Annotated in this window: 18 protein-coding genes; 12 read left to right on the forward strand and 6 right to left on the reverse strand. The window is 69.6% G+C overall.

Translation table 11 applies throughout. The annotated features are described in order from the left end of the window. Positions 1 to 59 precede the first annotated feature (59 nt). The 6 genes from ACO06I_RS11790 (at position 60) to ACO06I_RS11815 (ending at position 8,692) form a co-directional block, all read left to right on the forward strand. Positions 60 to 749: a glutathione binding-like protein gene (locus ACO06I_RS11790; protein WP_421932761.1), complete on the forward strand. Its 690-nt coding sequence runs from the start codon at positions 60 to 62 to the stop codon at positions 747 to 749. Beyond that, on the forward strand, positions 746 to 1,357 hold the full coding sequence (locus tag ACO06I_RS11795; protein ID WP_421932762.1) for a 2-hydroxychromene-2-carboxylate isomerase: 612 nt from the start codon (positions 746 to 748) through the stop codon (positions 1,355 to 1,357). Before ACO06I_RS11790 ends, ACO06I_RS11795 begins: the two co-directional genes overlap by 4 nt. Then, entirely contained in the window at positions 1,357 to 2,595 is a 1,239-nt protein-coding gene (locus ACO06I_RS11800) for a serine hydrolase domain-containing protein (protein WP_421932763.1), read from the forward strand. The genes ACO06I_RS11795 and ACO06I_RS11800 overlap by 1 nt, the downstream gene beginning before the upstream one ends. Further along, positions 2,592 to 3,629, forward strand: a complete 1,038-nt coding sequence (locus ACO06I_RS11805; RefSeq protein WP_421932764.1) for an amidohydrolase family protein — start codon at positions 2,592 to 2,594, stop codon at positions 3,627 to 3,629. Before ACO06I_RS11800 ends, ACO06I_RS11805 begins: the two co-directional genes overlap by 4 nt. A 12-nt stretch (positions 3,630 to 3,641) precedes the next feature. Beyond that, positions 3,642 to 6,815: a glycoside hydrolase family 2 TIM barrel-domain containing protein gene (locus tag ACO06I_RS11810; RefSeq protein WP_421932765.1), complete on the forward strand. Its 3,174-nt coding sequence runs from the start codon at positions 3,642 to 3,644 to the stop codon at positions 6,813 to 6,815. A 410-nt stretch (positions 6,816 to 7,225) separates the two neighbouring features. After that, positions 7,226 to 8,692, forward strand: coding sequence for a DEAD/DEAH box helicase (locus ACO06I_RS11815; protein ID WP_421932766.1), 1,467 nt, complete (start codon positions 7,226 to 7,228; stop codon positions 8,690 to 8,692). 68 nt (positions 8,693 to 8,760) lie between these two features. On the opposite strand, the gene ACO06I_RS11820 is transcribed toward ACO06I_RS11815, so the two are convergent. Further along, the gene (locus ACO06I_RS11820; RefSeq protein ID WP_421932767.1) at positions 8,761 to 10,368 is read right to left on the reverse strand and encodes a ShlB/FhaC/HecB family hemolysin secretion/activation protein; all 1,608 of its coding nucleotides are present in this window, start codon (positions 10,366 to 10,368) and stop codon (positions 8,761 to 8,763) included. 160 nt (positions 10,369 to 10,528) lie between these two features. On the opposite strand from ACO06I_RS11820, the gene ACO06I_RS11825 reads away from it, so the two are divergent. Both ACO06I_RS11825 and ACO06I_RS11830 read left to right on the forward strand, forming a co-directional pair. Then, entirely contained in the window at positions 10,529 to 12,007 is a 1,479-nt protein-coding gene (locus ACO06I_RS11825) for a FecR domain-containing protein (RefSeq protein WP_421932768.1), read from the forward strand. Continuing rightward, a complete protein-coding gene (locus ACO06I_RS11830) occupies positions 12,004 to 14,394 on the forward strand; it encodes an EAL domain-containing protein (protein WP_421932769.1) in 2,391 nt (796 codons plus the stop codon). Before ACO06I_RS11825 ends, ACO06I_RS11830 begins: the two co-directional genes overlap by 4 nt. On the opposite strand, the gene argJ is transcribed toward ACO06I_RS11830, so the two are convergent. Both argJ and ACO06I_RS11840 read right to left on the reverse strand, forming a co-directional pair. Beyond that, positions 14,391 to 15,779, reverse strand: coding sequence for a bifunctional glutamate N-acetyltransferase/amino-acid acetyltransferase ArgJ (gene argJ / locus ACO06I_RS11835; protein ID WP_421933623.1), 1,389 nt, complete (start codon positions 15,777 to 15,779; stop codon positions 14,391 to 14,393). The two genes, ACO06I_RS11830 and argJ, sit on opposite strands and share 4 nt — an antisense overlap. A gap of 104 nt (positions 15,780 to 15,883) precedes the next feature. After that, the gene (locus tag ACO06I_RS11840; protein ID WP_421933624.1) at positions 15,884 to 16,873 is read right to left on the reverse strand and encodes a peptidylprolyl isomerase; all 990 of its coding nucleotides are present in this window, start codon (positions 16,871 to 16,873) and stop codon (positions 15,884 to 15,886) included. A gap of 194 nt (positions 16,874 to 17,067) precedes the next feature. Here ACO06I_RS11840 and ACO06I_RS11845 point away from each other — a divergent pair, with 194 nt between their 5' ends. The 4 genes from ACO06I_RS11845 to ACO06I_RS11860 all read left to right on the forward strand — a co-directional run bounded on the left by ACO06I_RS11845 (position 17,068) and on the right by ACO06I_RS11860 (position 23,387). Further along, positions 17,068 to 18,243, forward strand: coding sequence for an acetyl-CoA C-acyltransferase (locus ACO06I_RS11845; RefSeq protein ID WP_421932770.1), 1,176 nt, complete (start codon positions 17,068 to 17,070; stop codon positions 18,241 to 18,243). A gap of 231 nt (positions 18,244 to 18,474) precedes the next feature. Further along, the gene (gene secA, locus ACO06I_RS11850) at positions 18,475 to 21,237 is read left to right on the forward strand and encodes a preprotein translocase subunit SecA (RefSeq protein WP_421932771.1); all 2,763 of its coding nucleotides are present in this window, start codon (positions 18,475 to 18,477) and stop codon (positions 21,235 to 21,237) included. Next, positions 21,238 to 22,035 (forward strand): methyltransferase domain-containing protein, encoded by a 798-nt coding sequence (locus ACO06I_RS11855; RefSeq protein ID WP_421932772.1) that lies wholly within the window; start codon positions 21,238 to 21,240, stop codon positions 22,033 to 22,035. Between the two features lie 80 nt (positions 22,036 to 22,115). Next, positions 22,116 to 23,387, forward strand: coding sequence for a flavin-dependent oxidoreductase (locus tag ACO06I_RS11860; RefSeq protein WP_421932773.1), 1,272 nt, complete (start codon positions 22,116 to 22,118; stop codon positions 23,385 to 23,387). A gap of 246 nt (positions 23,388 to 23,633) precedes the next feature. Here the strand turns inward: ACO06I_RS11860 and ACO06I_RS11865 are convergent, their stop codons facing one another. Genes ACO06I_RS11865 through ACO06I_RS11875 form a run of 3 tightly spaced genes read right to left on the reverse strand, consistent with a single transcriptional unit; the run spans position 23,634 to position 25,479 of the window. Next, a complete protein-coding gene (locus ACO06I_RS11865) occupies positions 23,634 to 24,017 on the reverse strand; it encodes a nuclear transport factor 2 family protein (protein ID WP_421932774.1) in 384 nt (127 codons plus the stop codon). Then, complete coding sequence (locus tag ACO06I_RS11870; RefSeq protein WP_421932775.1) at positions 24,014 to 24,994, reverse strand: NADPH:quinone reductase; 981 nt, start codon at positions 24,992 to 24,994, stop codon at positions 24,014 to 24,016. The genes ACO06I_RS11865 and ACO06I_RS11870 overlap by 4 nt, the downstream gene beginning before the upstream one ends. Beyond that, the gene (locus ACO06I_RS11875; protein WP_421932776.1) at positions 24,991 to 25,479 is read right to left on the reverse strand and encodes a DoxX family protein; all 489 of its coding nucleotides are present in this window, start codon (positions 25,477 to 25,479) and stop codon (positions 24,991 to 24,993) included. Before ACO06I_RS11875 ends, ACO06I_RS11870 begins: the two co-directional genes overlap by 4 nt. Between the last annotated feature and the right edge of the window lie 26 nt (positions 25,480 to 25,505).

A 25,505-nucleotide genomic window follows, 5' to 3' on the forward strand; every position in this document is an offset into this window, starting at 1 on the left:
CGAGGCGTCAGGCCGGTAGTCTGTCGGCCAAGGCCCGCCCAGAGGCCCGGGAGACGCCGGTGATCGACCTCCATTACGCCGCCACCCCCAACGGCTGGAAGATCAGCATCATGCTGGAGGAGTGCGGCCTGCCGTACGCAGTCCATCCGGTGAACCTGGGACGCGGCGAGCAGTTCGCGCCGGACTTCCTGAAACTCAGTCCGAACAACCGCATCCCGGCCATCGTCGACCAGGCCCCGGCGGACGGCGGGGCGCCGATCCCGATCTTCGAGACCGGGGCCATCCTGGTCTATCTGGCGGAGAAGACCGGGCGCTTCCTGCCCGCCGATGTGCGCGGCCGCAGCGTCGTGATGCAGTGGCTGATGTGGCAGGTGGGGGGCCTGGGGCCGATGCTGGGCCAGAACGGCCACTTCAAGCTCTACGCCCCGGAGAAGATCCCCTACGCCATCGACCGCTATGAGCGCGAGGCCGCCCGCCTCTATGGCGTGCTCGACGGCCAGCTGGGACGCACCGGCGCCTATGTGGCCGGAGACGACTACAGCATCGCTGACATGGCCTGCTTCCCCTGGCTGATCACCCACAAGGCCCAGGGCTTCACCCTGGACGACTATCCGAACATCAAGCGCTGGTTCGCCACGGTCCGCGCCCGCCCCGGCGTGGTGGCCGGCACGGCCGTGGGACGCATGGCGCGGCCGGACGAGATGGACGCGCAGACCAAGCAGAACCTCTTCGGGATCGCCGCAACATGATCGAATGCTTCTTCGACTGCTCCAGCCCCTGGACCTATCTGGCCTTCCACAACCTGCAGCCCCTGGCCGCCGAGCTTGGGGTCGAGGTGAGCTGGCGGCCGATCCTGGTCGGCGGGATTTTCAACACGGTGAACCCCTCGGTCTACGAGCAGCGGGCGACCCCGGTGCCGGCCAAGGCCCGCTACATGAAGAAGGACCTGGAGGACTGGGCCCGGTATTCCGGGATCACGATCACCTTCCCGCCCAAGGTCTTCCCGGTGAACAGCGTCAAGGCCATGCGCGGCTGCATCTGGCTGGCGCCCCAGGGCAAGCTGGTTCCCTTCGCCACCCGGGTCTTCGAGGCCTATTGGGGCGACAATCTCGACATCTCCCAGGACGAGGTGCTGGCGGGGATCTGCCACGAGGTCGAGGTCGAGCCCGCCGCCTTCCTGGCCGGCATCGCCGAGGCCGCCATCAAGGACCAGCTGCGGCTCAACACCGAGGAGGTGATGGCCCGGGGCGGCTTCGGATCGCCGACGATCTTCGTGGGTGGGACGGACATGTATTTCGGCAATGACCGCCTGCCCCTGGTGCGGGCCGCGGTCCTGGCGGCGAGGGCCGCGACCTGATGCCCAACCGTGATCTGACGCCCTCCACCCCCGCCGAGGCGGGCCTCTCCAGCGCCGGCCTGGCGGCCATCGACGCCTATCTGCAGGGCCTGGTGGACCAGGGGATCAACGCCGGCTTCGTCACCCTGACCGCGCGGCACGGCCGGAGCGCCCACCTCAGCACGATCGGCAAGAAGGACATCGCCTCAGGCGAGCCGATGGCGGCCGACACGATGTTCCGCATCTTCTCCATGACCAAGCCGGTGACGGCCGTGGCCATGATGATCCTGCACGACCGCGGCCTCTGGTCCCCCGACGACCCCATCGCCCGGCATCTGCCGGCCTTCGAGGGCGTGAAGGTGTTCGGCGGGGTGAACGCCGCGGGCGAGGTCATCCGGCTCGACCCCGACCATCCGCCCACCCTGCGGGAGCTGCTGACCCACACGGCCGGGCTGATCTATGGGCACGAACCGCTGGGCGGGCTGGAGGACCTCTACAAGGCCGCCGACATCTGGCGCTCCGCGAGCCTGGCGGAGATGGCCGAGAAGCTGGCCGGCCTGCCGCTCGCCTTCCAGCCGGGGAGCAAGTGGTTCTACGGCCTCTCCATGGACCTGCAGGGCGCGATCATCGAGGCGCTCTCGGGCCAGAGCCTGGCCGACTTCATGCAGGCCGAGATCTTCGGGCCGCTCGGGATGGTCGACACCGGCTTCCACACCCCGCCCGAGAAGAAGCACAGGCTGGCGACCCTCTACCGCAACAGCGCCAGCCGAGGGCTCGTCCCCCTGGCGGGCAACCCCCTGCTGCCCGACCATGAGAGCCCACCGGCCCTGGCCTCGGGGGGTGGAGGCCTGGTCTCCACGGTGGGCGACTATGCCCGCTTCGCCCAGATGCTGCTGAACGGTGGCGAGTTCGCCGGCCGGCGGATCGTCAGCGCGGCCGGGGTGAAGCAGATGATGACCAACCAGATTTCGGACGAGATCATGGCCGGCGGCTTCGGCATAGGCCTGCAGCAGATCCGGCCGGGGTTCGGCTTCGGCTACAACGGGGTGGTGTTCACCGATCCCGCGGCGGCCGGGGTGCCGGCGGGCCTGGGGACCTATCACTGGGACGGCGCGGCCGGGACCTGGTTCTGGGTCGATCCCACCCATGACCTGATCTTCGTCGGCATGGTCCAGCTGCTGTCCGAGACCGCCCCGGCCCTCCAGGCCACCACCCAGACCCTGATGGCCGACGCCATCCTGCAGGAGGTCCATTCGTGAGCGAAGCCATCCTCGAGCCCGACCTGCCCATCGTCGATCCGCACCACCACCTTTGGGACCGCCCGGCCGCCCTGATCGCCGCCCTGCCACCGCCCAAGCACGGCTTCGAGCACATCATCCGCAAGGTCCCGCGCTACCTGCTGGACGAACTGCTGGCCGACATGAAGCGCGGCCACAACGTCAAGGCCACCGTCTATATGGAGTGCGGGTCCATGTACCGTGGCCGGGGCCCCGCGGCCCTCAAGCCCGTGGGGGAGACCGAGTTCGTCAACGGGATCGCCGCCATGTCGGCAAGCGGTCTCTATGGCGACGTCCTGGCCTGCGCCGGCATCGTCGGCCACGCCGACTGCAACCTGGGCGCAGGGGTGCGCGAGACCCTGGAGGCCCACATCGCCGCCGGCGGCGGGCGCTTCCGCGGCATCCGCCAGAGCGCCTCGGCCAATCCCGACAAGGACGTGCTGGGCCCCCTGCACCGCATCGAGGGCGGGCTCTACATGTCGCCGAAGTTCCGCGAGGGTTTCGCCCAGCTGGCGCCGCTCGGCCTCTCCTTCGACGCCTGGATGCTGGAGCCGCAGCTCCCCGACCTCATCGATCTCGCCAAGGCCTTCCCCGAGACCCAGATCATCCTCGACCACGTCGGCACCCCGCTCGGCATCGCCAGCTACGCCGGCAAGCGGGAGGAGCGGTTCCCGATCTGGAAGGAAAACATCCTGAAGCTGGCGGCCCTGCCCAATGTGGCCGTGAAGCTGGGGGGCCTGGCCATGGTGTTCCCGGGGTTCGACTCCTTCATGGCCTTCCCGCCGGCTTCGTCGGAGACCCTGGCGGCGGAGTGGAGGCCCTATATCGAGACCTGCATCGAGGCCTTCGGACCCCGCCGCTGCATGTTCGAGAGCAACTTCCCCGTCGACATCGGCAGCTGCGAGTACGACGTGCTGTGGAACGCCTTCAAGGTGCTGGCCAAGGGCGCCTCGGAGAGCGAGAAGACCGCGCTGTTCTCCGGCACGGCGACCCAGATCTACCGCCTCGACCTCTAGCCAGAGACTCTGATGGAAATGCTTGTCCAAGGCGCGGTCCGGACCTGGACGCATCCGGAAACCGTGTCCCTGGGCCGGCTGCCCGCGCGGGCGACCTTCACCCCCTATGGGGACGCCGACAGCGCCCGGGTGCGGGCACCCTCACCCTTCGTCCGCTCCCTGAACGGCGACTGGAAATTCGCCCTGGCCGAGCGGCCGGAGGCGGTTCCGGCCGACTTCGCGCGCGCCGACTTCGACGACGCCGGCTGGGACCTGCTGACCGTGCCGTCCAACTGGACGATGCACGGCTACGACAGGCCCCACTACACCAATGTCCAGATGCCCTTCCCCCTGGCCGCCCCAAATGTGCCGGGCGAGAACCCCACGGGCCTCTACCGCACCCGCTTCGAGGTCCCCCCTGACTGGGACGGCCGGCGCATCGTGCTGCAGATCGGGGCGGCCGAGAGCGTGCTCTATATCTGGGTGAACGGTCAGGCGGTGGGGATGGGCAAGGACAGCCGCCTGCCCCAGGACTTCGACGTCACCGCCTTCGTGCGGCCGGGCGGGGAGAACCTGCTGGCCTGCGTGGTGGTGAAGTGGTCGGACGCCTCCTTCATCGAGGACCAGGACCAGTGGTGGATGGGGGGCATCCATCGCGACGTGACCCTCTATTCCACCGCCCCCACCCACCTGGCCGACGTCTTCGCCCTGGCGGGGTTGGAGGACGACTACGCCACCGGGACCCTGCGGATCACCGCCAAGCTCGGCTTCACAGGCGAGCCCGACGACGGCTGGGTGGTGCAGGCCCAGCTCTATGACGGCGACGCCGCCGTGCTGGAAACGCCCCTGCGCAAGAAGGTCTGGTCGGCGGTGAAAGGGCACAATCCCTATCGCCCGCCCCTGGGCCAGGCGGTGCTGGAGACCACCGTGCCCGCGCCGCGCGCGTGGTCCAGCGAGGCGCCCAACCTCTACACCCTGGTGGTCAGCCTGCACCGGGGCGAGGGTCCGGCGGTGGAGGCCACCAGCGTCCGCGTCGGCTTCCGGCGGGTCGAGATCGGCGACCGCGAGCTGCTGATCAACGGCAAGCCGGTGATGATCGCCGGCATGAACCGCCACGAGCATCATCCCATCCGGGGCAAGGCCATCACGCGGGAGGACATGCTGGCCGACGTCCTGCTGATGAAGGCCTTCAACGTCAACGCGGTGCGCACCAGCCATTATCCGAACCACGAGGCCTGGTACGACCTCTGCGACGAGTACGGCCTCTACCTGGTGGACGAGGCCGACATCGAGAGCCACGACTTCCTGCACGGCCTCTGCCGCGATCCCCGCTACGCCAGCCAGTTCCTGGAGCGCGGCCTGCGCATGGTGGAGCGGGACAAGAACCACCCCAGCGTCATCCTCTGGTCGCTCGGCAACGAGAGCGGCTACGGCCCCAACCACGACGCCATGGCCGGCTGGATCCGCCAGTACGATCCCTCCCGCCCCCTGCACTATGAGGGCGCCATCTGGGGCTGGGACCCCAGCGCGGCCCTGCAGCACATCACCGCCGTGGGCGGGGTGAGGGCGGGCGGCGCGCCTGGGGCGCTGGCCAGCGACATCGTCTGCCCGATGTATCCGCCCATCGAGAACATCGTGGCCTGGGCCAAGGCCGATGATCCGGCCGACCGGCGGCCGATGATCCTGTGCGAATATTCCCACGCCATGGGCAATTCCAACGGCAGCCTCTCGGACTATTGGGCGGCCTTCGAGACCCATCGCGGTCTGCAGGGCGGCTTCATCTGGGAATGGGCCGACCACGGCATCGCTCGCCAGACCGCCGACGACCGGACCTACATGGCCTATGGCGGCGACTTCGGCGACACGCCCAACGACCTCAACTTCTGCTGCGACGGCATCGTCGGCGCCGACCGGGTCCCGCATCCGGGTCTCTGGGAGTTCAAGACCCTGGCCCAGCCGGTGCGCGTCGCCTGGGACGGCGAGCGGCTGGCGGTCACCAATAAGCGCGACTTCACGACGCTCGCGGACCTGGCCGGCGCTTGGAGCCTGGATGTGGACGGACGGCCCGTGGCGCAGGGGCGCTTGCCCCGGCTGACCACCGCGCCGGGGATGACGGAGATCCTGAACCTCGACCTGCTGAGACCCGAGATCCGGCCCGGTCGGGAGGCCTTCCTGCGGGTGGCCTTCACCCTGGCCGAGGCCACGGCCTGGGCGCCGGCGGGGCACGAAGTGGCCTGGGTCCAGGCGCCGGCCGATCTGCCGGTCGCCGAAGCTGCGCCCGCCGAACGCCTCACCGGAACCCTTGTCCTGGGCGAGACCGACGAGACGGTGCGGGTCTCGGGCGACGGTTTCGAACTCACCTTCTCCAAAAGCTCCGGGACCCTTGAGCGCTACCTCTGGCGCAACCACCCGCTGCTGCTGGAGGGACCGCGGCTGCAGGTCTGGCGCGGGGCCACCGACAATGACGGAATCAAGGGCTGGTCCAACCAGGACGCCAAGCCGCTCGGCCGCTGGCTGGCGGCGGGGCTGGACGCCCTGACCCCGGCCGCGCCGCAGGTCTCGGTGGCGGAGGCGGCCAGCGGGGTCGTGGTCACGGTGAGCCAGGCCTGGGCCTGCGCCGCCAGCCCCCAGGCCGTGGTCCATCTGCACGTCTACAAGATCACCCCCGACGGCCGGCTGGCGGTGACCAACCGCTTCGAGGTCGACGAGGCCCTGCCCGATCTGCCGCGTCTGGGGATCACGCTCGCCCTGCCCGACGGCTTCGAGCGCCTGGCCTGGTTCGGACGCGGACCGGGCGACACCTATGCCGACCGCAAGGCCGCCGGCTGGATCGGGCGGTTTGAGAGCACGGTGAGCGATCAGTACGTGCCTTACGTCCTGCCCCAGGAACACGGCAACAAGACCGACCTGCGCTGGCTGGCGGTGGAGGGACCGGAGGCGGGCCTGGTCTTCGTGGGACCTTGCGAGGGCTCCGCCAGCCACTTCACGCCCCATGACCTGTTCGCCGCAACCCACACGACAGACCTGACGCCGAGGGCCGAGACCTGGGTCAACCTCGACGTCGGCCAGCGGGGGCTCGGAACGGCGAGCTGCGGCCCTGACACGCTGGATCGCTACAAGCTCGGTTCGGGGGCGCATCGCCTGAACTACGAGATCCGACCCTACGCAGCGGGGGACGATCCCGGCGTGGTGGCGCGCTCCCTCTAGGTGTCATCCCGGTCTTCCGCGAAGCGGAAGACCGGGACCCAGACGCACCGATCCATCCTGAAATCCCCGCGCGTCTGGGTCCCGGACAAGCCCTCCGGGCTTTCCGGGATGACACTCGTGGAGAAGTCCCCAGCTGGACTCCGGCGCCGCACCTGCGAAGGAGCTGGGCCGTATTCGTTTGACTTCCGGGGCTCCAGAGCCCATATGAGCCCCGCGCTGCAGCAATTCGCGGCGCTATGGCGCTCCAGCCGCGTGATGGGATTTTCGAAGGTCCCAGCCTGTCGAGCGCCGAAAGAGATCGCATAGATCGCCCCGCCACGCGGGGGCTTTCCACAAATGACCCGCGTCTTCGCGACCCTCGCCCCCGGCGAGCGGCCGCATTCGGCGCATATGTGAAAGATACACTCGTTTTGACCAAGTTCACCGACTTCGGCCTCGCCCAACCCCTGCTGAAGGCCCTGGCCGACGAAGGCTACACCACCCCCACCCCGATCCAGGCCCAGGCCATTCCGGGCGTCATGACCGGCAAGGACCTGCTGGGCATCGCCCAGACGGGCACCGGCAAGACCGCCGCCTTCGCCCTGCCGATCCTGCATCGCCTGGCCGCCGACCGTAAGCCCGCGCCCCGCCGCGGTTGCCGCGTCCTGGTGCTCTCCCCCACCCGCGAACTCGCCACCCAGATCGGCGAGAGCTTCAAGACCTATGGCAAGCACCTGGGCGTCTCCGTCGCCGTCGTCTTCGGCGGCGTGAAGTACGGCGGCCAGATGCGCGCCCTGGCCGGCGGCGTCGACGTGCTGGTGGCCACGCCCGGCCGCCTGATCGACCACCTGGGCGAGAAGACCATCACCCTGGGCGGCGTCGAGATCTTCGTCCTCGACGAAGCCGACCAGATGCTGGACATGGGCTTCATCCTGCCCATCCGCCGGATCGTGAAGTACCTGCCCAAGGAACGGCAGAACCTGTTCTTCTCCGCCACCATGCCCACCGAGATCGGCAAGCTGGCCGGCGAGCTGCTCAACCCCAACCCCCTGAAGGTCTCGGTCACTCCGCAGGCCACCACCGTGGAACGGGTCGACCAGAAGGTGATCTTCGTCGAGACCGCCCGCAAGCGCGCCCTGCTCTGCGAACTGTTCGCCGAGAAGAACTTCAAGCGCGTCATCGTCTTCACCCGCACCAAGCGCGGCGCCGACCGGGTGGCCAAGTCCCTGGAAGCCGCCGGCGTCGAAGCCGCGGCCATCCATGGCGACAAGAGCCAGGGCCAGCGGGAACGCGCGCTCGCCGCCTTCAAGGCCGGTGAGGTCCGCGCCCTGGTGGCCACCGACATCGCCGCCCGCGGCATCGACGTCGACGCCGTCAGCCACGTGGTGCAGTACGAACTGCCCAATGTGCCGGAATCCTACGTCCACCGGATCGGCCGTACGGCCCGCGCCGGGGCCGGCGGTTCGGCCGTGGCCTTCTGCGCCGACGACGAACGCAATCTGCTGCGCGACATCCAGAAGGTGACCCGCCAGACCATCCCCACCGAGGAACGCCGCGGCGACCGCGCCCTGATGGTCATGACGCAAGCCATGCCCGAAGTGGCCGCCGAGCGCGCCGAGGCCGGCCGCAAGAACCACGGCGGCGATCGCGCCGGCGACCGCAACACCGACCGCGGCCAGCGCAAGCCCCAGGGCCGCAGCGACCTGCCCGGCGGCCTGCGCAAGCAGCGCAACCGTCCGGCCAAGGCGGCCGGCGGCAATGGCGGCGGCGGCGATCGTCACCCCCACGGCGCCCGCACGGGCGGCGAGCGGGCCTCCACCACCCCCATCAGCCAGGCGGCCTTCAAGGGTCCCAAGCGCGACGAGGCCCCGGCCAAGCGCTGGAGCCCCATCGACTAGAGGGTGGCCTTGATCTGATCTGAAATACCGAGCGCCCCGTGGCTTAGCCGCGGGGCGTCTTGCTGTGGCTAGAACCGCGTCGAGAGCGAGAAGAAGGGCCGCCAGCCCTTCTTGCGCCGGTCGTAGGGGGTGCGGGTCAGGGGCCGGGCGGCCTCGACCCCAAGGGTGGCGCGGTCGCCGAAGCGGGCGCGGACGCCGAGTCCCGTGGAGGCCAGGTCGGCGGCGCCCCCGGTGGGCTTGAGGTTCCAGACCTTGCCGGCGTCGAGGAAGCCATAGCCCTGCAGGAAGCTGAACGGCCCGGACTTGGGGCTGAAGCCGGCCCGCAGCTCAGCCGAACCCGCCAGGCCGCTGTCGCCGCCGATCTCGGCGTAGTTGTAGCCCCGGCCATAGGGGGCGCCGCCCACCACGAACTCCTCGGAGGCGAGCAGGCGGTGGGGGGACCATTGGCCGTCGGCCGAGAGATAGATCCCCGCCCAGGGGCCGAGGTCGCGATAGTGCGAGGCGTGGGCGGTCACCTTCACGAAGGTCTTCGAGGCGTCGGCCCGAGAGAGCCCGCGTCCCGGCTGCAGGCCGGGCTTGCCGCGCTGGCCAGCCGAGACCTGGGCGAACAGGTTGCTGGCCCGCCCCGGCTCCGTGACGTCGGCGTTCAGCGCCCCGCGCAGCACAACCACGTTGTCCGCATAGCCGCCGGTGTCGGTCCAGTCCTGCTCGATGTGGCGGGCCTGGGCGGTGGCCTGGGCCCAGGTGTTGAGCTTGCGGCTGCGCTGCAGGGGCCTCACATAGCTGACGCTGGCGGCCAGGCTCTCGCTGCCCACGTCCTTCGAGGCGGGATTGGCGCCGTCGCGGGCCCGGGCGACGCCGATCGACCCCCGCAGTCGGGCGCCGCCCTGCAGGGGCGCCGAATAGCTGACCTCGCCATAGGTGAAGGCGCGCGGATCGTTGGGCACGGTGAGCACCGCCAGGGTCAGCTGGTCGCCGGGACGGATGACCGAGTTGCGGGCGCCGCGGGCGTAGCCCTGCCAGGGCCCGCTGGTCTTGGGGCCGCGATTGTCCACATAGGTGGTGACCACCAGGGGCTTCAGCTCGGCCACCGCGATCAGCCGATGACGGGCCGGATCGTCGAGGACCGGCTCCAGCTCGGTCCTGACCCGCACGCCCGGCTCGTCCCCGGCCAGGCTGAGCCGGCGCTCCAGGTCGGCCAGCCGCAGGGGGCGCTGCTCGGCCAGGCCCTTCAGATAGGGGCTGACCGCCGGGGCGCCGATCCCGGTGAGCTCCACGGCGCTGATATAGCCCTCATAGATCCGAATGCGCGCGACGCCGGTCCCCGGGGTCTGAGGCGGCACCACGGCGCGGGAGAGGAAATAGCCGTCGGCCCGGTACTTGTCGGTGATCGCCGTGGCGATGGCCACCAGGTCGGAGGTGCTGACCTCGCGGGTCAGATAGGCTTGGTAGAGGGGGGCGAGCTCGCCGGGCTTGTAGACCGTGACGCCCTCGAGGCCGACGGCGTTGAGCTGGAAGCAGCCGCTGTCGGGCTGGCCGCAGGCTGCGCCGATGGGAGCGTCAGACCCGGGCCAGGCGAAGACCGGAACCGCGACGAACATGACCGCGGCGATCAGCATGGCCAGGCGGATCGGCCAGTCCGCGATCCGCCCCGCTGCTGCTGAAGTCCCCGACACGCCTTGCCCACCTGCGAACCACAAGGGACCGTGGTGCCGGAATATGGTGAACGACACCCTAATGAATCAAAAATTTCTCTCAGCTTAGCAAAGGCTTAGCCACGAGCGCGGTATTTCTGTCCGCAACGCCAATTTTTCGGCCTCGTGGAGGCGCCAGACCATGTTTCAACCTTCCCGCGCGCGGACCGGCCTGATGGCCTGTTCGGCCCTCGCCCTGACCCTCGCCGCCGGTTCGGCCCAGGCGGCGGAATGGCGGCTGACCGAGGTCACCGGCACGGTGAGGATCGCCGTCCCCGGCGCCGAGGCCGCGCCGGCTCGGCTCAACCAGCTCCTGCCGACCGGCTCCAGCGTCACCACCACCCTCGGCGCGCGCGCGAGCCTCGACAATGGGGCGCAGCACATCGTGGTGGGGCCCAACAGCCGCATGACCGTGGCCCCGGACGCCGGCGGCTTCACCCGCATCGCTCAGGATCTCGGCGCGATCATGTTCAAGGTGGACAAGCAGAAGGCGCCCCACTTCCGGGTCGACACGCCCCTGCTCGCCGCCATCGTCAAGGGCACCACCTTCACCGTCGTGGTGGGACCGCAGGCCGATGCGGTGAACGTGGCCGAGGGCCTGGTGGAGGTGCGCGCCAACGCCACCGACACCGGCAGCGACGTGCCGGCCGGCGCCAGCGGCACGATCTGGCGCAACGCGCCGCAGGCGGTTCAGGTCGGGGCGGCGGTGACGCCGACGGCCAACGACTCGGCGGCCGTGAAGATCGAACCCCTGGACTACAAGAGCGTCTCCGGGGGCCTGGTGGACTCCGGCGGACCCGCGGCCATCGCCAGCGAGGCGCGGTCCATCGCCGCCGCGACCGGCGCGCCAGGCGGCGGCGGCGAGGCGGGCGCCGCCTCGGCCATGGCCAGCCAGGTGGCGCGCAACGAACGCCAGCCGGAATTTTCCGCCGGGAACGGCGGCGGCGGCCAGACCTCGCCCGACACCGCCCCCGGGAACAGCGGAAACGCCGGGAGCGGAAATAGCGGCAATGGAAACGCCGGGTCCGGGAACAATGGAAACGGGAACGGCGCGACCTCGACCGACGCCGCCCCCGGCAACAGCGGCGCCGCCGGGAACGGAAACAACGGCAATGGCAACGCCGGGTCCGGGAACAATGGAAACGGGAACGGCGCGACCTCGACCGACACCACCCCTGGGAACAGCGGAAACGCCGGGAACGGGAACAACGGCAATGGAAACGGCGGGGCCTCCACCGACACCGGCGCCGTGACCACCGGAAACGGCAATGGGAACAACGGGAACGGGAACGGGAACGGCGGAGGCGCCACTGACACCGGCGCTGGGACCACTGGAAACGGAAACAGCGGCGCCGCCACAGGCGCCGTGACCACCGGCAACGGCAATGGGAACAACGGGAACGGGAACGGCGGAGGCGCTACTGACACCGGCGCTGGGACCACCGGGAACGGAAACAGCGGCGCCGCCACGGGCGCCGTGACCACCGGCAACGGCAATGGGAACAACGGGAACGGGAACGGGAACGGGAACGGCGGAGGCGCCACCGACACCGGCGTCGTCATCACCGGCGCCGGGAACGGGAACGGCGCCGGGAACGGCTCGGGCAAAGTGGCGAAGTGAGCCGACTGCTCGGCCTGGCGCGGCGATTCCAGTCGATCCTAGGGCTGGGAATCGTCGCCGTGGCCGTGGCCCTGGCCATGGCCACCGGGGTCCTCGTTCCCCTCGAGGACGGCTTGGCGACCCTACGCTTCACGGGCGTCCAGCGGCCCACCAGCCACCAGATCACGGTGGTGGAGATCGACGTCCCCAGCCTGCGCGCCGCCGGCCGCTGGCCCTGGGGCCGGGACCGGTTCGCCACCGCCATCGCCAACCTGCAGGCCGCCGGCGCCAAGGTGGTCGCCTTCGACGTCGACTTCAGCGCCCACGCCGCGCCCGAGGCCGACCGGCTCCTGGCCAAGGCCATCGCCCAGCAGCCGGGAACGGTTATCCTGCCCACCTTCGTCCAGCCGGGGGACCGGGCCGACGGCCGGCTCGTCGAGACCTCCCCGCTGCGGGGTCTCTCGTCGGAGGCCCTGCTGGCCAGCGTGAACGTGCCGGTCGACACCGACGGCCGCGTGCGGCGCTACGCCTACGGCTTCGGCGAGGCGGACGGCTACCGCCAGTCCATGGCCGCGTCGCTGGCGAACATCGCCAATCAGCGGAACGACACCTTCCTGATCGACTACGGGATGAAGGTGGCCGAGATCCCGCACCTCAGCTTCGAGGACGTCTACCGCAACCGCTTCGATCCCAAGGCGGTGCGGGGACGCACCATCCTGATCGGCGCCACGGCGCTGGAGCTCGGGGACGAGTTCGCCACGCCGCAGGCCGGCACCGTCAATGGCGTCTATATCCACGCCCTGGCCTTCGAGAACCTGGCGGCCGGCCGGGCCCTGATGACACCCCCCGCCTGGATCACCTTCGCCCTCGCCTGCCTGCTGGCCTGGGTGCTGCGGGTCGAGGCCGGCGCGGCCTATCTGAGATCCCTGTCCCGCCGGCACGCCGCCGTGGGCGTCGGCCTGCTGGCCCTGCCCGTCCTGATCCAGGACCTGGCCCCGGTCAGCCTCTCGGTGGCGCCCCTGCTGGTGGCCCAGCTGCTCTGCCTGTTGTGGGCGACGCGGGCGGAGCTGGACCGGCGCGCCAAGTCGATCGTCCGGGCGCGGGAGGCCAGTCTGCTGCACCTGGCCATGCACGAGCCGGAGACCGGCCTGCCCAACCGCCGCGCCCTGTTGCGGAACCTGGAGACCCGGCTGGGGGGGTCCGACAGCGACGCCCTGGCCATTGTGGCCGTGGGCATCGACCGCTATCCGACCATGCGCGGCGCGGTGGGCTACAGCCTCTCCAACCTCATCGTCCGCGACGTGGCCGCCGAACTGCAGACGCTCTGCCAGGATGGCGAGGTGGCTCACCTTTCCACCTCGGTCCTGGGCGTGATCCTGCGCCGCCCCGACCCCGAGGCGCTGGCGGCCGACCTTCGCCGCCTGGAAGACCTGGACCCAGGGCGCGAGGTGGCCGGCCACGCCGTCGACGTCTTCCTGAAGCTCGGCGTCTCCCACCGGACCTCCACCGACCAGGACGCCGAGGGCCTGCTGGAGAACGCGACCCTGGCCCTCGACGAGGCCCGCCGGTCGAACCGCCGCCTGGTGACCTTCGACGTCGGCGCCTATGCCGATCCGTCGCTCAACCTGGCCTTGATGACCGAGATGCGCCGCGGCCTGTGGGCCGGCGAACTGGCGCTGCATTATCAGCCCAAGCTCACCGCTGCTGACGGTGTCATCCGCGGCGTCGAGGCCCTGATACGCTGGAAGCATCCGGTCCGCGGCAATATCCCGCCCGACAGCTTCATCGGCGTCGCCGAGGAGACCGGCAGCATCCGGGAGCTCACCGAATGGACCCTGGACCGCGCCCTGGCCGACCGCGCCGTGCTGAAGGCCGCCGGCCATGACCTGCTGGTCTCGGTGAACATCTCGGCGCGCCTGCTGGCCGACCGGAATTTCTGCGACCACGTCTCCACCCTGGTTTCCGGCAAGGACCATGGCCTCTGCCTGGAGATCACCGAGACCGCGGTGATCGAGAACCCAGCGGCGGCCACCGCGGCGATCGCCGATTTTCGCGCCGCGGGCCTTAAGGTCTCCATCGACGACTACGGCGTCGGGCTCTCGTCCCTGTCCTATCTGAAGCTGCTCGATGCCGACGAGCTGAAGATCGACAAGTCCCTGGTGGTCTCGGTCACCGAGAGCCAGCGCGACCGTCTGATCGTCAAGTCGACCATCGACCTGGCCCACAGCCTGGGCATGGCGGTGGTGGCCGAGGGCGTCGAGACCCCCGAGGTCCTGGCGACGCTCACCCTGCTCGGCTGCGACGCCATCCAGGGCTACCTGGTCTCGCGCCCCATCCCCCTGGCGGAGCTGGGCCCGTTCCTGACGGCCTGGCGCGGCGACGAAGCGGCGGGCGAACGCGCCGCCTAGCTGCGGTAGTCGCCGTTGATGGCGACGTACTGCTTGGTGAGGTCGCAGGTCCACACGCTGGCGGCGCCGCGGCCGACCCCGACATCGACGCTGACCTCCAGCTCCGGGTTCTTCATGTAGGCGCTCATCTTGGCCTCGTCATAGGTGGGCGAGATGAGGCCGTCCTGGGCCGCCACCAGCGGGCCGAACTGGATCTTCACCCGGTCGCGGTCGATGGGCTCGTCGGCCCGGCCGACGGCCATGGCGATGCGGCCCCAGTTGGCGTCCTCACCGGCGAAGGCGGTCTTCACCAGCGGGCTCTCGGCGATGGTGCGGGCGATCTTGCGGGCCGAGGCCGGGCTCTCAGCGCCGGTGACGTTGATCTTGACGAACTTGCTGGCGCCCTCGCCGTCGCGGACCAGTTGCAGGGCCAGGTCCAGCAACACGCCCTCCAGCTTCTCGCGGAAGTCGGCCAGACGCTTGTCGCCGGCGCGGCTGATATTGGGCGCGTTGGACTGGCCGGTGGCGAACAGCAGCAGGGTGTCGTTGGTGGAGCGGTCGCCGTCCACGGTCACGCAGTTGAAGGTGGTCCGCGTATAGAGGCTGGCGAGGGTCTGCAGGGCCGCGGGCGAGATGGCGGCGTCGGTGGCCACGAAGGCCAGCATGGTGGCCATGTCCGGCGCGATCATCCCCGAGCCCTTGCAGATGCCGGCGATCTTGACCTTTTCGCCGTCGATCATCGCCTCCGCATAGGCCCCCTTGGGGAAGGTGTCGGTGGTCATGATGGCCCGCGCCGCGCCGGCCCAGCCGTCGTCGGTGAGGCGGGTCTCGATGTCGGGCAGGCGCTGGGTGATCTTGGCGTCGTCCAGCAGCACGCCGATGACCCCGGTGGAGGCCACCATCACGTCGCGCTGGCGGCAGTCGAAGCGCTTGGCCACGGCCGAGGCCACCCGGCGCACCGCGTCGGCGCCGGGCTTGCCGGTGAAGGAGTTGGCGCAGCCGGCGTTGACCACCAGGGCGCGCGCGTCGGCGCCCTTGGACATCTCCAGATGCTTCTTGCACCAGTCCACCGGCGCCGAGCCGATGCCGTGGCGGGTGAAGACGCCGGCGGCCGAGGTGCCGCGGGCGAACCGCATGACCATCAGGTCCTCGCGGTCATGCTTGTAGTAGCCGGCCCGGGCGGTGGCGATCTGGACGCCGGCGATGGGCGGGATCTTCGGGAACGGCACGGCCAGGGGCGAAACCGGCAGAGCGCCCTTGGCCAGCGCCGGGGCGGCCGGAGCGGCGGGCTCGACCTGCTTGTCGGGCCGCTTCTGGGTCGCGCGCTTCAGGGCGGTGGCCAGGGGGTCCAAGGCGCGCTCGATCGTCTGCCCCATCACCTCCACCGGCTTGGAGGCGACCTCCATGGCGATGGCGGCCGGGGTCTTGCCGGCGGCCTTGGGCGGCGTCTTGGCCGGGGCCTTCTTGGCCGTGGGCGGGGCGGCCTTGGGAGTCTTGGCGGGCGGACGGGTCATGGCTTGGCCGCCTTGGCTGCGGGTTGGACGGGGGCCTTGGCGGCGGGCGCGGGCGCCTTGGCCGCCGGCGCGCCGGCCACGGGCGGGGCGGTCGGAACCGGGGCGGCGCCGGGGGCGGCCGGCGGGGCGCTGGCGGGCTCCTTGGGCGCGCCGGGCACGTCCTGGGGCGCGCGGATCAGGGTCTGGATCTTGGAGCGGGCGCGCAGCTTCTCCAGCAGGTCTCGGACCTGGTCATAGGTCAGGAAGCGCACGATCTGCGGCCGGGCGGCCTCCAGGGTGATGGGCTGCTCCAGGCGCCGGTCCTCGACCTTGACCAGGGCCCAGCCGCCGTCGACCTCGAAGGGGCCGACGATCTGGCCGGCCTTGGCGGCCTTGAGGTTGGCGTCATAGGCCTCAGGCATGACGTCGGTGGTGAAGTAGCCCAGGTCGCCGCCGTTGAAGCGGGTGGCCGCGTCGGTGGAGCGCTCCATGGCCAGGGCCTCGAAGGAGGCGCCGGTGGCCAGCAGCTTCTTGACCGCGTCGGCCTCGGCCAGGCTGGCCAGCACGATCTGGCGGGCCTTGATCTCCTCCGACTGCTTGGCGAGCTTGAGCTGCTCCTGGTAGAGGCCGCGGATCGCGTTCTCGTTGACCGCGTCGGAGACGGTGCTCTCCACCAGCATGTCGCCGAGGATCCGCTCGCGGGCGGCGGCCAGGCGGCGCTGGGCGGCGGGGTCCTTGTCGAGCTTGCGCTTCAGGGCCTCGCTGGCCAGCAGCTTCTGATCCACCACCTCATCCATCACCCGCCGGAACAGGTCGGAGGACACATCCAGGGGCTCGCCCTCGCCGATCAGCCCCTGGGCGACGGCCTCGCGCTTGACGTCGGAGGCCCAGACGGTGTGGCCGTCGACCTTGGCCACCGCCGCGTCGCCCGGCTCGGGCGGATGTTCCGCCCCTGTGCGGTTCCCGCAGGAGGCCAGCATCAGAGTCGCCGCCAACACGACAATCATCGTGCGGACCGGGTGCGAAATGCGGGTCAATCTTCCCAGCGCCATCGGCCATACCTCTAAGTCGAAAATCGCCTTTCGGCGCCGCCCGTCCCTAGCCATTTACGCCACGGGATGCAAAGGTTGCCGCCGATATAGCCCCGCACGGCCCCAACATTCAGGTCGATGCGGTCCATTTTCCGGGAGGATCTATTTTCATGACGCGTGAAGCCGTAATCGTTTCGTATGCCCGTACGGGCCTGGCCAAGTCCGGTCGCGGGGGCTTCAACATGACCCCCACCATGACCATGGGCGCCCACGCCGTGAAGCACGCCGTGGCCAAGTCGGGCCTTGATCCCTCGGCCATCGAAGACTGCGTCATCGGGAACGTGGCGCACGGCGCCGGCAACCTCGGCCGCCAGGTCGCCCTGCTGGCCGGCATGCCCATCACCACCTCCGGCATGACCATCAACCGCTTCTGCTCCTCGGGCCTGAACACCATCGCCACGGCGGCCAACTACGTGCGCAACGACGGGGCCGACGCGGTCGTCGCCGGCGGCGTCGAGAGCCTGTCCTTCCCCGGCGGCGGCGGCTCGCGTGAGAACAACGACCCGGCCCTGTTCCAGCAGTATCCCGGCGTCTTCATGCCGATGATCGACACCGCCGACATCGTCGCCGAGCGCTACAAGGTCAGCCGTGAAGCCCAGGACGAGTACAGCCTGGAATCCCAGCGCCGCATGGCCGCCGCCCAGCAGGCCAACAAGTTCAAGGACGAGATCGTCCCCCTGAAGACCAAGATGAAGGTGGTCAACAAGGAGACGAAGGAAGAGTCCATCGTCGACGCCCTGGTGGACAAGGACGAGTGCAACCGTCCCGACACCACCCTGGAAGGCCTGGCCAAGCTGAAGCCTGTCCGTGAAGGCGACAACAAGTTCATCACCGCCGGCAACGCCAGCCAGCTCTCCGACGGCGCCGCCGCCGTGGTGATCATGGACTCCAAGGCCGCCGAAAAGGCCGGCCTGTCGCCCATGGGCGCCTTCAAGGGCTGGGCCGTCGCCGGCTGCGAGCCCGACGAGATGGGCATCGGCCCGGTCTTCGCGATCCCGCGCCTGCTGGAACGCCACGGCCTGAAGATCGACGACATCGACCTGTGGGAGCTGAACGAGGCCTTCGCCTCCCAGTGCCTCTATTCCCGCGACAAGCTCGGCATCGATCCCGAGAAGTACAACGTCAACGGCGGCTCCATCGCCATCGGCCACCCCTACGGAATGACCGGCGCCCGTCTGGCCGGCCACGTGCTGCAGGAAGGCAAGCGCCGCAACGCCAAGTGGGCCGTTGTGTCGATGTGCATCGGCGGCGGCATGGGCGCCGCGGGTCTGTTCGAGGTCTACTAAGACCTGGAAAGCCGAATTGAACGACGAGATCGGCCCTCCCCTCACCGGGAGGGCCTTTTCTTTGGGCGAATCCCGAGCTTGAGCGTTAAGCTTGTCCACCCTCGCCGCGTTGACACTTGGTGGGGCGCTGCTTAAGTCTCGCGCGCCCTGAAAAGAGCGGAATTTCCGGGCAGGCGAAGGGTCCAGTGCGGCCGCCGCCGCCGCCCCGCATCATCCGGACGTCCCCCTCGCATGCTCTTCCAACGGTTCTTCGGCTCTTCCAACGACCGCAAGGTCAAGGCCATGATGGCGCGGGTCGCGAAGATCAACGCCCTCGAACCCCAGATCCAGGGCCTCTCCGACGAGGCGCTGCGGGGCAAGACGGCCGAGTTCAAGGCGCGCCTGGCCAAGGGCGAGACCCTCGACCAGCTGCTGGAGGAAGCCTTCGCCGTCGTGCGCGAAGCCGCCCGCCGTGTCCTGGGCCAGCGCCACTTCGACGTCCAGCTGGTGGGCGGCATGGTCCTGCACCAGGGCGGCATCGCCGAGATGCGCACCGGGGAAGGCAAGACCCTGGTGGCCACCGCGCCGGTCTATCTGAACGCGCTCGCCGGCAAGGGCGTCCACGTCATCACCGTCAACGACTACCTCGCCCAACTTCACGGCGACTGGATGGGCCAGGTCTACAGCTTCCTCGGCCTGACCAGCGGCAACATCGTGCACGGCCTGTCCCAGGGCCAGCGACAGGCGGCCTACAACGCCGACATCACCTACGGCACCAACAACGAGTTCGGCTTCGACTACCTGCGCGACAACCTGGTCTATGACGCCAGCGAGATGGTGCAGCGCGGCCATCACTTCGTGATCGTCGACGAGGTGGACTCCATCCTGATCGATGAGGCGCGCACGCCGCTGATCATCTCGGGCCCCACCGAGGACCGCAGCGAGCTCTACAAGACCATCGACCTGCTGGTGAAGGAGCTGATCAAGGATCCCAGCACCTTCGACCACGACGAGAAGCAGAAGCAGGTCATCCTCACCGAGGAGGGCGCCGAGAAGATCGAGGACATCCTGATGTCCGGCGGCCACCTGGCCGAGGATTCCGCGGGCCTCTACGACGCCGCCAACGTCTCCATCGTCCACCACGTGAACCAGGCACTGCGGGCCAACGTCCTCTACACCCGCGAGAAGGACTACATCGTCCGCTCCGGCGAGGTGATCCTGATCGACGAGTTCACCGGCCGCATGATGCAGGGCCGCCGCCTGTCCGAAGGTCTGCACCAGGCCATCGAGGCCAAGGAAGGCGCCCACGTCCAGCCCGAGAACCAGACCCTGGCCTCGGTCACCATCCAGAACTACTTCCGCCTCTATTCGAAGCTGTCGGGCATGACCGGCACCGCCACCACCGAGGCGCAGGAATTCGGCGACATCTACAAGATGGACGTCATGGAAATCCCGACGAACCGCCCGGTGGCGCGGATCGACGACGACGACGAGGTCTATCGGACCGAGGCCGAGAAGAACCTGGCCATCCTCAAGCAGATCGAGGAATGCCACCTGCGCGGCCAGCCGATCCTGGTGGGCACAGTCTCCATCGAGAAGTCGGAGACCCTGTCGGAGCTGCTGAAGGCCCACAAGTTCACGGACGCCAACGGCAAGACCGTCAAGGGCATCCCGCACAACGTGCTGAACGCCCGCTACCACGAGCAGGAAGCCCTGATCGTGGCCGACGCCGGCATTCCCGGCGCGGTGACCATCGCCACCAACATGGCCGGCCGCGGCACCGACATCCAGCTCGGCGGCAACGTCGACATGCGGGTGCTGAAGTGGCGCGAGGAGCAGCTGGGCCTGGGCATCGAGGTCACGCCGGAGATGGCCATCAAGCGCAAGGCCGAGATCGAGACCGAGATCGCCGATCTAAAGGTTCAGGCGCTGGCCGCCGGCGGCCTGTTCGTGCTGGGCACCGAGCGCCACGAGAGCCGCCGGATCGACAACCAGCTGCGCGGCCGCACCGGCCGTCAGGGCGACCCCGGCCACTCGAAGTTCTTCCTGTCCTGCGAGGACGACCTGCTGCGGATCTTCGCCGGCGAGCGTCTCGACGGCATCATGCGCACCTTCGGCGTCCAGGAGGGTGAGGCGATCACCCACAAGTGGCTGAACGGCGCCATCGCCACGGCCCAGAAGCGCGTCGAGCAGCGCAACTACGAGATCCGCAAGAACCTGCTGAAGTACGACGACGTCGTGAACGACCAGCGCAAGGCGGTGTTCGAGCAGCGCGCCGAGTTCATGGACGCCGTCGACCTGTCCGACGTCATCAACGAGATGCGCCAGGACACCATCGAGGACCTGGTCACCCGCCACCTGCCGCCCAAGGCCTATGCCGAGCAGTGGGACGTTGTCGGGCTGCACGAGCACGTGGTGGCCATGCTGGGCATGGACCTGCCGATCGCCCAGTGGGCGGCCGAGGAGGGCATCGCCAACGAGGAGATCCAGGAGCGCATCCAGAAGGCCGCCGACGCGCGCGCGGCCGAGCGTGAGGCCGCGGTCTCGCCGGAGCAGATGCGCACCATCGAGAAGAGCTTCCTGCTGCAGATGGTGGACCTTCAGTGGCGCGAGCACCTGATGCACCTGGACCACCTGCGCAACGTCATCGGCCTGCGCGGCTACGCCCAGCGAGATCCGCTGAACGAGTACAAGACCGAGGCCTTCTCCCTGTTCGAGAAGCTGCTGGTGGACCTGCGCCAGAACGTGACCCGCTGGCTGATGACGGTGGAGTTCAGCTACGCCGAGCCGGAGGAGCCCGCGCCGCTCTCCAACTACACCGAGGTCCACATGGACCCGCTCACCGGCGAGAACGCCGCCGAGATGGGCGCCCTGCCGGACGGCCTGTCGGTGGAGCAGCGCCAGGCCCTGCCGCTGTCGGCCCTGCCGGACGGCTGGCAGCAGACCGGACGCAACTCGCCCTGCCCCTGCGGCTCGGGCAAGAAGTTCAAGCACTGCCACGGGGCGCTGATCTAGGTGTCAGGCTTCCTGCTGGAGGTCGATGGCGTCTGCCCGGTCTGCGAACAGCAGGTCACCTTCACGGCCAAGGACGGCTGGCTGCGCGACCACTTCCTGTGCGGGAACTGCGGCAGCCAGCCCCGCGAGCGGGCCCTGATGAAGGTCCTGGCCGACCTGCGCCCCGACTGGCGGAGCCTGGCCATCCATGAGAGTTCGCCGGGCACGGCGGCCAGCCGCCGGCTCGCGGCCGAGGCGCCGGGCTACGTGTCCAGCCACTACGGCCCCGACGTGCCGCTGGGAACCGCCCATCCGCAATGGGGCTGGCGCTGCGAGGACCTGGAGAACCAGACCTTCCCCGACAAGAGCTTCGACCTGGTGGTGACCCAGGACGTGTTCGAGCATTTGTTCGCGCCCGACCGCGCCATCGCCGAGGTGGCGCGCACCCTCAAGCCGGGCGGCTTCCACATCTGCACCGTGCCGATCATCAACAAGGCCGCGCCCTCGGTGCGGCGGGCGCGGCGCGACCGGCAGGGCAAGGTCGAGCACCTGATGGAGCCGGTCTATCACGCCAATCCCATCGACGTTCAGGGCTCCCTGGTGACCGTCGACTGGGGCTACGACATCGCCGACTACCTGGACGAGGCCAGCGGGCTGTCCACCACCATCTGGACCCTGGACGACATAAGCCGGGGCATCCGGGCCGAGTACATCGAGGTTCTGGTCTCCCGCAAGGAGCCCCAGTCCCAGGTCACCCCCGACGGCCTGCCGGCGCCCTGGAAGGGCGTCCGTGAGACGATCCGCCGCCTGCTGAGCTGACCGCCGAGCCTGCATCCAGGCTTGCGCCTTCGCCCCCGCCCGCCTAGCAACGAGCGCAATTACGGGGAAGGTTCAACTATATGCGTGTCGTCATTGTCGGCGCCGGGATCGGCGGCCTCACCCTGGCGCTCAGCCTGCACGCCGCCGGGATCGAGACGGAGGTCTACGAGGCCGCCCCGGAGATCCTGCCCCTGGGGGTCGGGATCAATGTCCTGCCCCACGCGGTCCGGGAGCTGACCGACCTGGGTCTCGCCGACCGCCTGGCCGACAACGGCGTGGCCACCGAGGCCCTGATGTACGCCAACAGGTTCGGTCAGGAGATCTGGCGCGAGCCGCGCGGCCGCCTCGCGGGCTACAACTGGCCCCAGTATTCCATCCATCGCGGCGTGCTGCAGCTCCTGCTGTTCAACGCCGTGCGCGAGCGCCTGGGCAAGGGGGCGGTGCGCCTGGACCACGAGGCGACCGGCGTCGAGACCGGCGAGGACGGCGCCACGGTGCGCTTCCGCTCGCGGACGACGGGCGCCGACCTGCCCAGCGCCCATGGCGACGTGGTGGTGGCCGCCGACGGCATCCACTCGGCCCTGCGCGCCCAGTTCTATCCCGACGAGGGACCGCCGATCTGGAACCGCCGGGTGCTCTGGCGCGGCGTCACCGAGGGCGCCCCCTTCCTGGGCGGGGCGACCATGGTCATGGCCGGCCATCAGGACATGAAGTTCGTCTGCTATCCCATCGACCCCAAGGCCAAGGGGCGCGGGAGCTCCACGATCAACTGGATCGCCGAGCTGCGCTTCCCCGAGACCGTGGAATGGCGACGGGAGGACTGGAACCGCAAGGGCGAGTTGGCGGACTTCCTGCCCCGGTTCGAGACCTGGGACTTCGGCTGGCTGGACGTGCCCGACATCATCCGCGGGGCGAGCCAGGTCTACGAATACCCCCTGGTGGACCGCGACCCCGTGCAACGCTGGACCTTCGGCCGCACGACCCTGCTGGGGGACGCGGCCCATCCGATGTACCCGATCGGCTCCAACGGGGCCTCCCAGGCCATCCTGGACGCCCGGACCCTGGCCTATGAGCTGGCGACCCGGGACGAGGTCGACGGGGCCCTGGCGGCCTATGAGGGGGCCAGGCGGCCCGCCACCAGCCGCATCGTACTCTCCAACCGCGGCAACGGCCCCGAGCAGGTGATGCAGATGGCCGAGGAGCGGGCGCCCAAGGGCTTCTCCCACGTCCACGACGTGATCAGCCGCGAAGAGCTGGAGGCGACGGCGGGGGAATACAAGAAGCTCGCCGGCTTCGATCGCGAGGCGCTGAACAGCCGGCCCTCGCTGATCCCGGCCAGGGTCAAGGCCTAGCCTCGACCCGCCCATCCCGGCCTTCGCCGAGATGGGCCGATAGGTCAGCTGAAGGCGTGACCGGACCAGGTCGACATCGCCATGCTGATCGTCACGCCGAGCGTCAGCAGCGGCCAAAGGATTTTCACGTCTATCTCCAGGAGCAAGATCGTCGCCGGGGGAGCGGCGACGGTGCTGATATGGTGCGAGCTTGGCCTTTGCGGGAGGGGTCAAGTTTGCAGACCCGCTCTGCAGGACTGCATGGGGTCAGGCGGAGGTCAGGGTCACATAGAGCTCGGACTCGAGGACCCATTGGCCGGTGACCTTCCGCCAGACCGCCAGATAGGTCCCGGTCAGGGTGGGGGCCCCGCGCCAGGTGGCGACCCAGGTCCCGGCCTCGGCGGCGCGGGCCTGATCCTGGTCGGGGCGGACGGTCTCGGTGGTGCGCAGGTAGGTCACGAAGCTCGGATCGCGGAACTGGGCCTCGAAGGCGGCCAGCACCGCCTCGATCCCCACCAGCAGGCCGCCGTCCCCGGAGATGAGGTTGATGTCTGGCGCGAGGAAGGGGCGCAGGCGGGCGGCCTCGTGGCCGGCGATCAGCTTGTTGGTTAGCTTGCGCCGCGCACGGATGGCGGTCTCGGCCGGGGTCACGGCTCCACCACCACGGTGCCGACCTTGCCGCCGGACTCCACCAGCTCGTGGGCCCCGGCGCAGTCGGCCAGGGGGAAGCGGCCGGCGACGGAGAGGATGCGCGCCCCGGTGGCGATCCAGCGGGTGATGTCCTGCTGAGCGCGCTTGCGCGCCTCGTGGGGCGTGACCGGCAGATAGACGCCGTGGACGCCGAGGTTCAGCCCCATGACTGCGCCCGCCGGGACCACCGGCTCGCGGTTGCCCTTGGTGGCGTAGAAGGCCACCGAGCCGTTCATCCGCAGCACCTGCAGGGTGGTGGCGATATTGCCGCCGAAGTCGACGTCGACGACGTGGTGGACACCCCCACCGTCCGTCAGCTCGCGGACGCGCCGGGCGACCTTCTCCTGGCGGTAGTCGATGACGTGGTCGGCGCCGCCGGCCCTCGCCCGCTCCGCCTTCTCATCGGAGCTGACGGTGGCGATCACCGTGGCGCCGGCCCATTTGGCGAGCTGGACGGCGTAGTGGCCCACGGCGCCCGCCCCGCCGGTCACCAGCACCGTGCGGCCCTGAACCGGACCGGCCACGAACAGGCTGCGGTGGGCGGTCATGCAGGGGATGCCCAGGGTCGCGCCCTCGGCAAAGGACACGCTGTCGGGCAGCTCCATCAGCAGGTCGGTGTCGAGCTCGATATATTCGGCCGCCGAGCCGAAGGCCCGGCCGTTGCGCTGGCCGTTGTAGAACCAGACCCGCTTGCCGACCCAGGTCTGAGCCACCCCGGGGCCCACCGCCTCGACGACGCCGGCGCCGTCGCTGTTGGGGGTGATGCGCGGATAGGCCATGGCCGCGGGTCCGGCCCGCATCCCGGCGTCCGACGGATTGACCCCAGAGGCACGAACCCGGATCAGGGCCTGGCCATGGCCGGGCTCCGGGGTCGGCCGCTCGCCATATTCCAGCACTTCGCGGGCCGGGCCCGTGCGGTCGTACCAGATCGCCTTCATGTCGCGCTCCGCTTGAAGGGCCAGTCGATCACCCCGCCGGCGAACAGGGCCCACCAGACGAAGACCGGCTGAAAGGCGAGGCGGGGCCCGTGGTACCACCAGCTCGATGGCAGGCCGCCCACGGTCACGCCGCCGAAAGCGTGGTGCAGGTTGGCCGGATAGACGCTGATCGCGTAGAGCGCCAGCATCACCCCGGAAATCCAGCGCAGTCGCGGGATCAGCAGGCCGATCGCCCCCAGGATTTCGCAGATCCCGGTGACCAGGATCACCTCCAGGGGCCAGGGGACCCAGGCCGGCATGATCGCCAGGAAGCCATGCGCGCCGCGCAGGTGGGCCAGGCCGACCAAGGCGTAGATCAGGGCCAGCAGCCATCGCAGTCCGGTCCGCAGGCGCGACTGGGGTTGGGCGACGTCCGGTGTTTGGAAGATCATGCCGCGATGGTGGGCGCCCCCGCAGCCGGGGGCAAGAGCGATGACGCGTGACAATTCATCTTTCATATGTAATGTGAATT

Origin of the sequence: Phenylobacterium sp., assembly GCF_965229015.1 — a bacterium.
Lineage (GTDB): Bacteria > Pseudomonadota > Alphaproteobacteria > Caulobacterales > Caulobacteraceae > Phenylobacterium.

Coding starts and splice junctions, on each gene's coding strand:
- ACO06I_RS11795 (WP_421932762.1), top strand. CDS start 746: ATGATCGAATGCTTCTTCGACTGCTCCAGCCCCTGGACCTATCTGGCC.
- ACO06I_RS11800 (WP_421932763.1), top strand. CDS start 1,357: ATGCCCAACCGTGATCTGACGCCCTCCACCCCCGCCGAGGCGGGCCTC.
- ACO06I_RS11810 (WP_421932765.1), top strand. CDS start 3,642: ATGGAAATGCTTGTCCAAGGCGCGGTCCGGACCTGGACGCATCCGGAA.
- ACO06I_RS11825 (WP_421932768.1), top strand. CDS start 10,529: ATGTTTCAACCTTCCCGCGCGCGGACCGGCCTGATGGCCTGTTCGGCC.
- argJ (WP_421933623.1), bottom strand. CDS start 15,779: ATGGAGGTCGCCTCCAAGCCGGTGGAGGTGATGGGGCAGACGATCGAG.
- ACO06I_RS11840 (WP_421933624.1), bottom strand. CDS start 16,873: ATGATTGTCGTGTTGGCGGCGACTCTGATGCTGGCCTCCTGCGGGAAC.
- ACO06I_RS11845 (WP_421932770.1), top strand. CDS start 17,068: ATGACGCGTGAAGCCGTAATCGTTTCGTATGCCCGTACGGGCCTGGCC.
- secA (WP_421932771.1), top strand. CDS start 18,475: ATGCTCTTCCAACGGTTCTTCGGCTCTTCCAACGACCGCAAGGTCAAG.
- ACO06I_RS11860 (WP_421932773.1), top strand. CDS start 22,116: ATGCGTGTCGTCATTGTCGGCGCCGGGATCGGCGGCCTCACCCTGGCG.
- ACO06I_RS11870 (WP_421932775.1), bottom strand. CDS start 24,994: ATGAAGGCGATCTGGTACGACCGCACGGGCCCGGCCCGCGAAGTGCTG.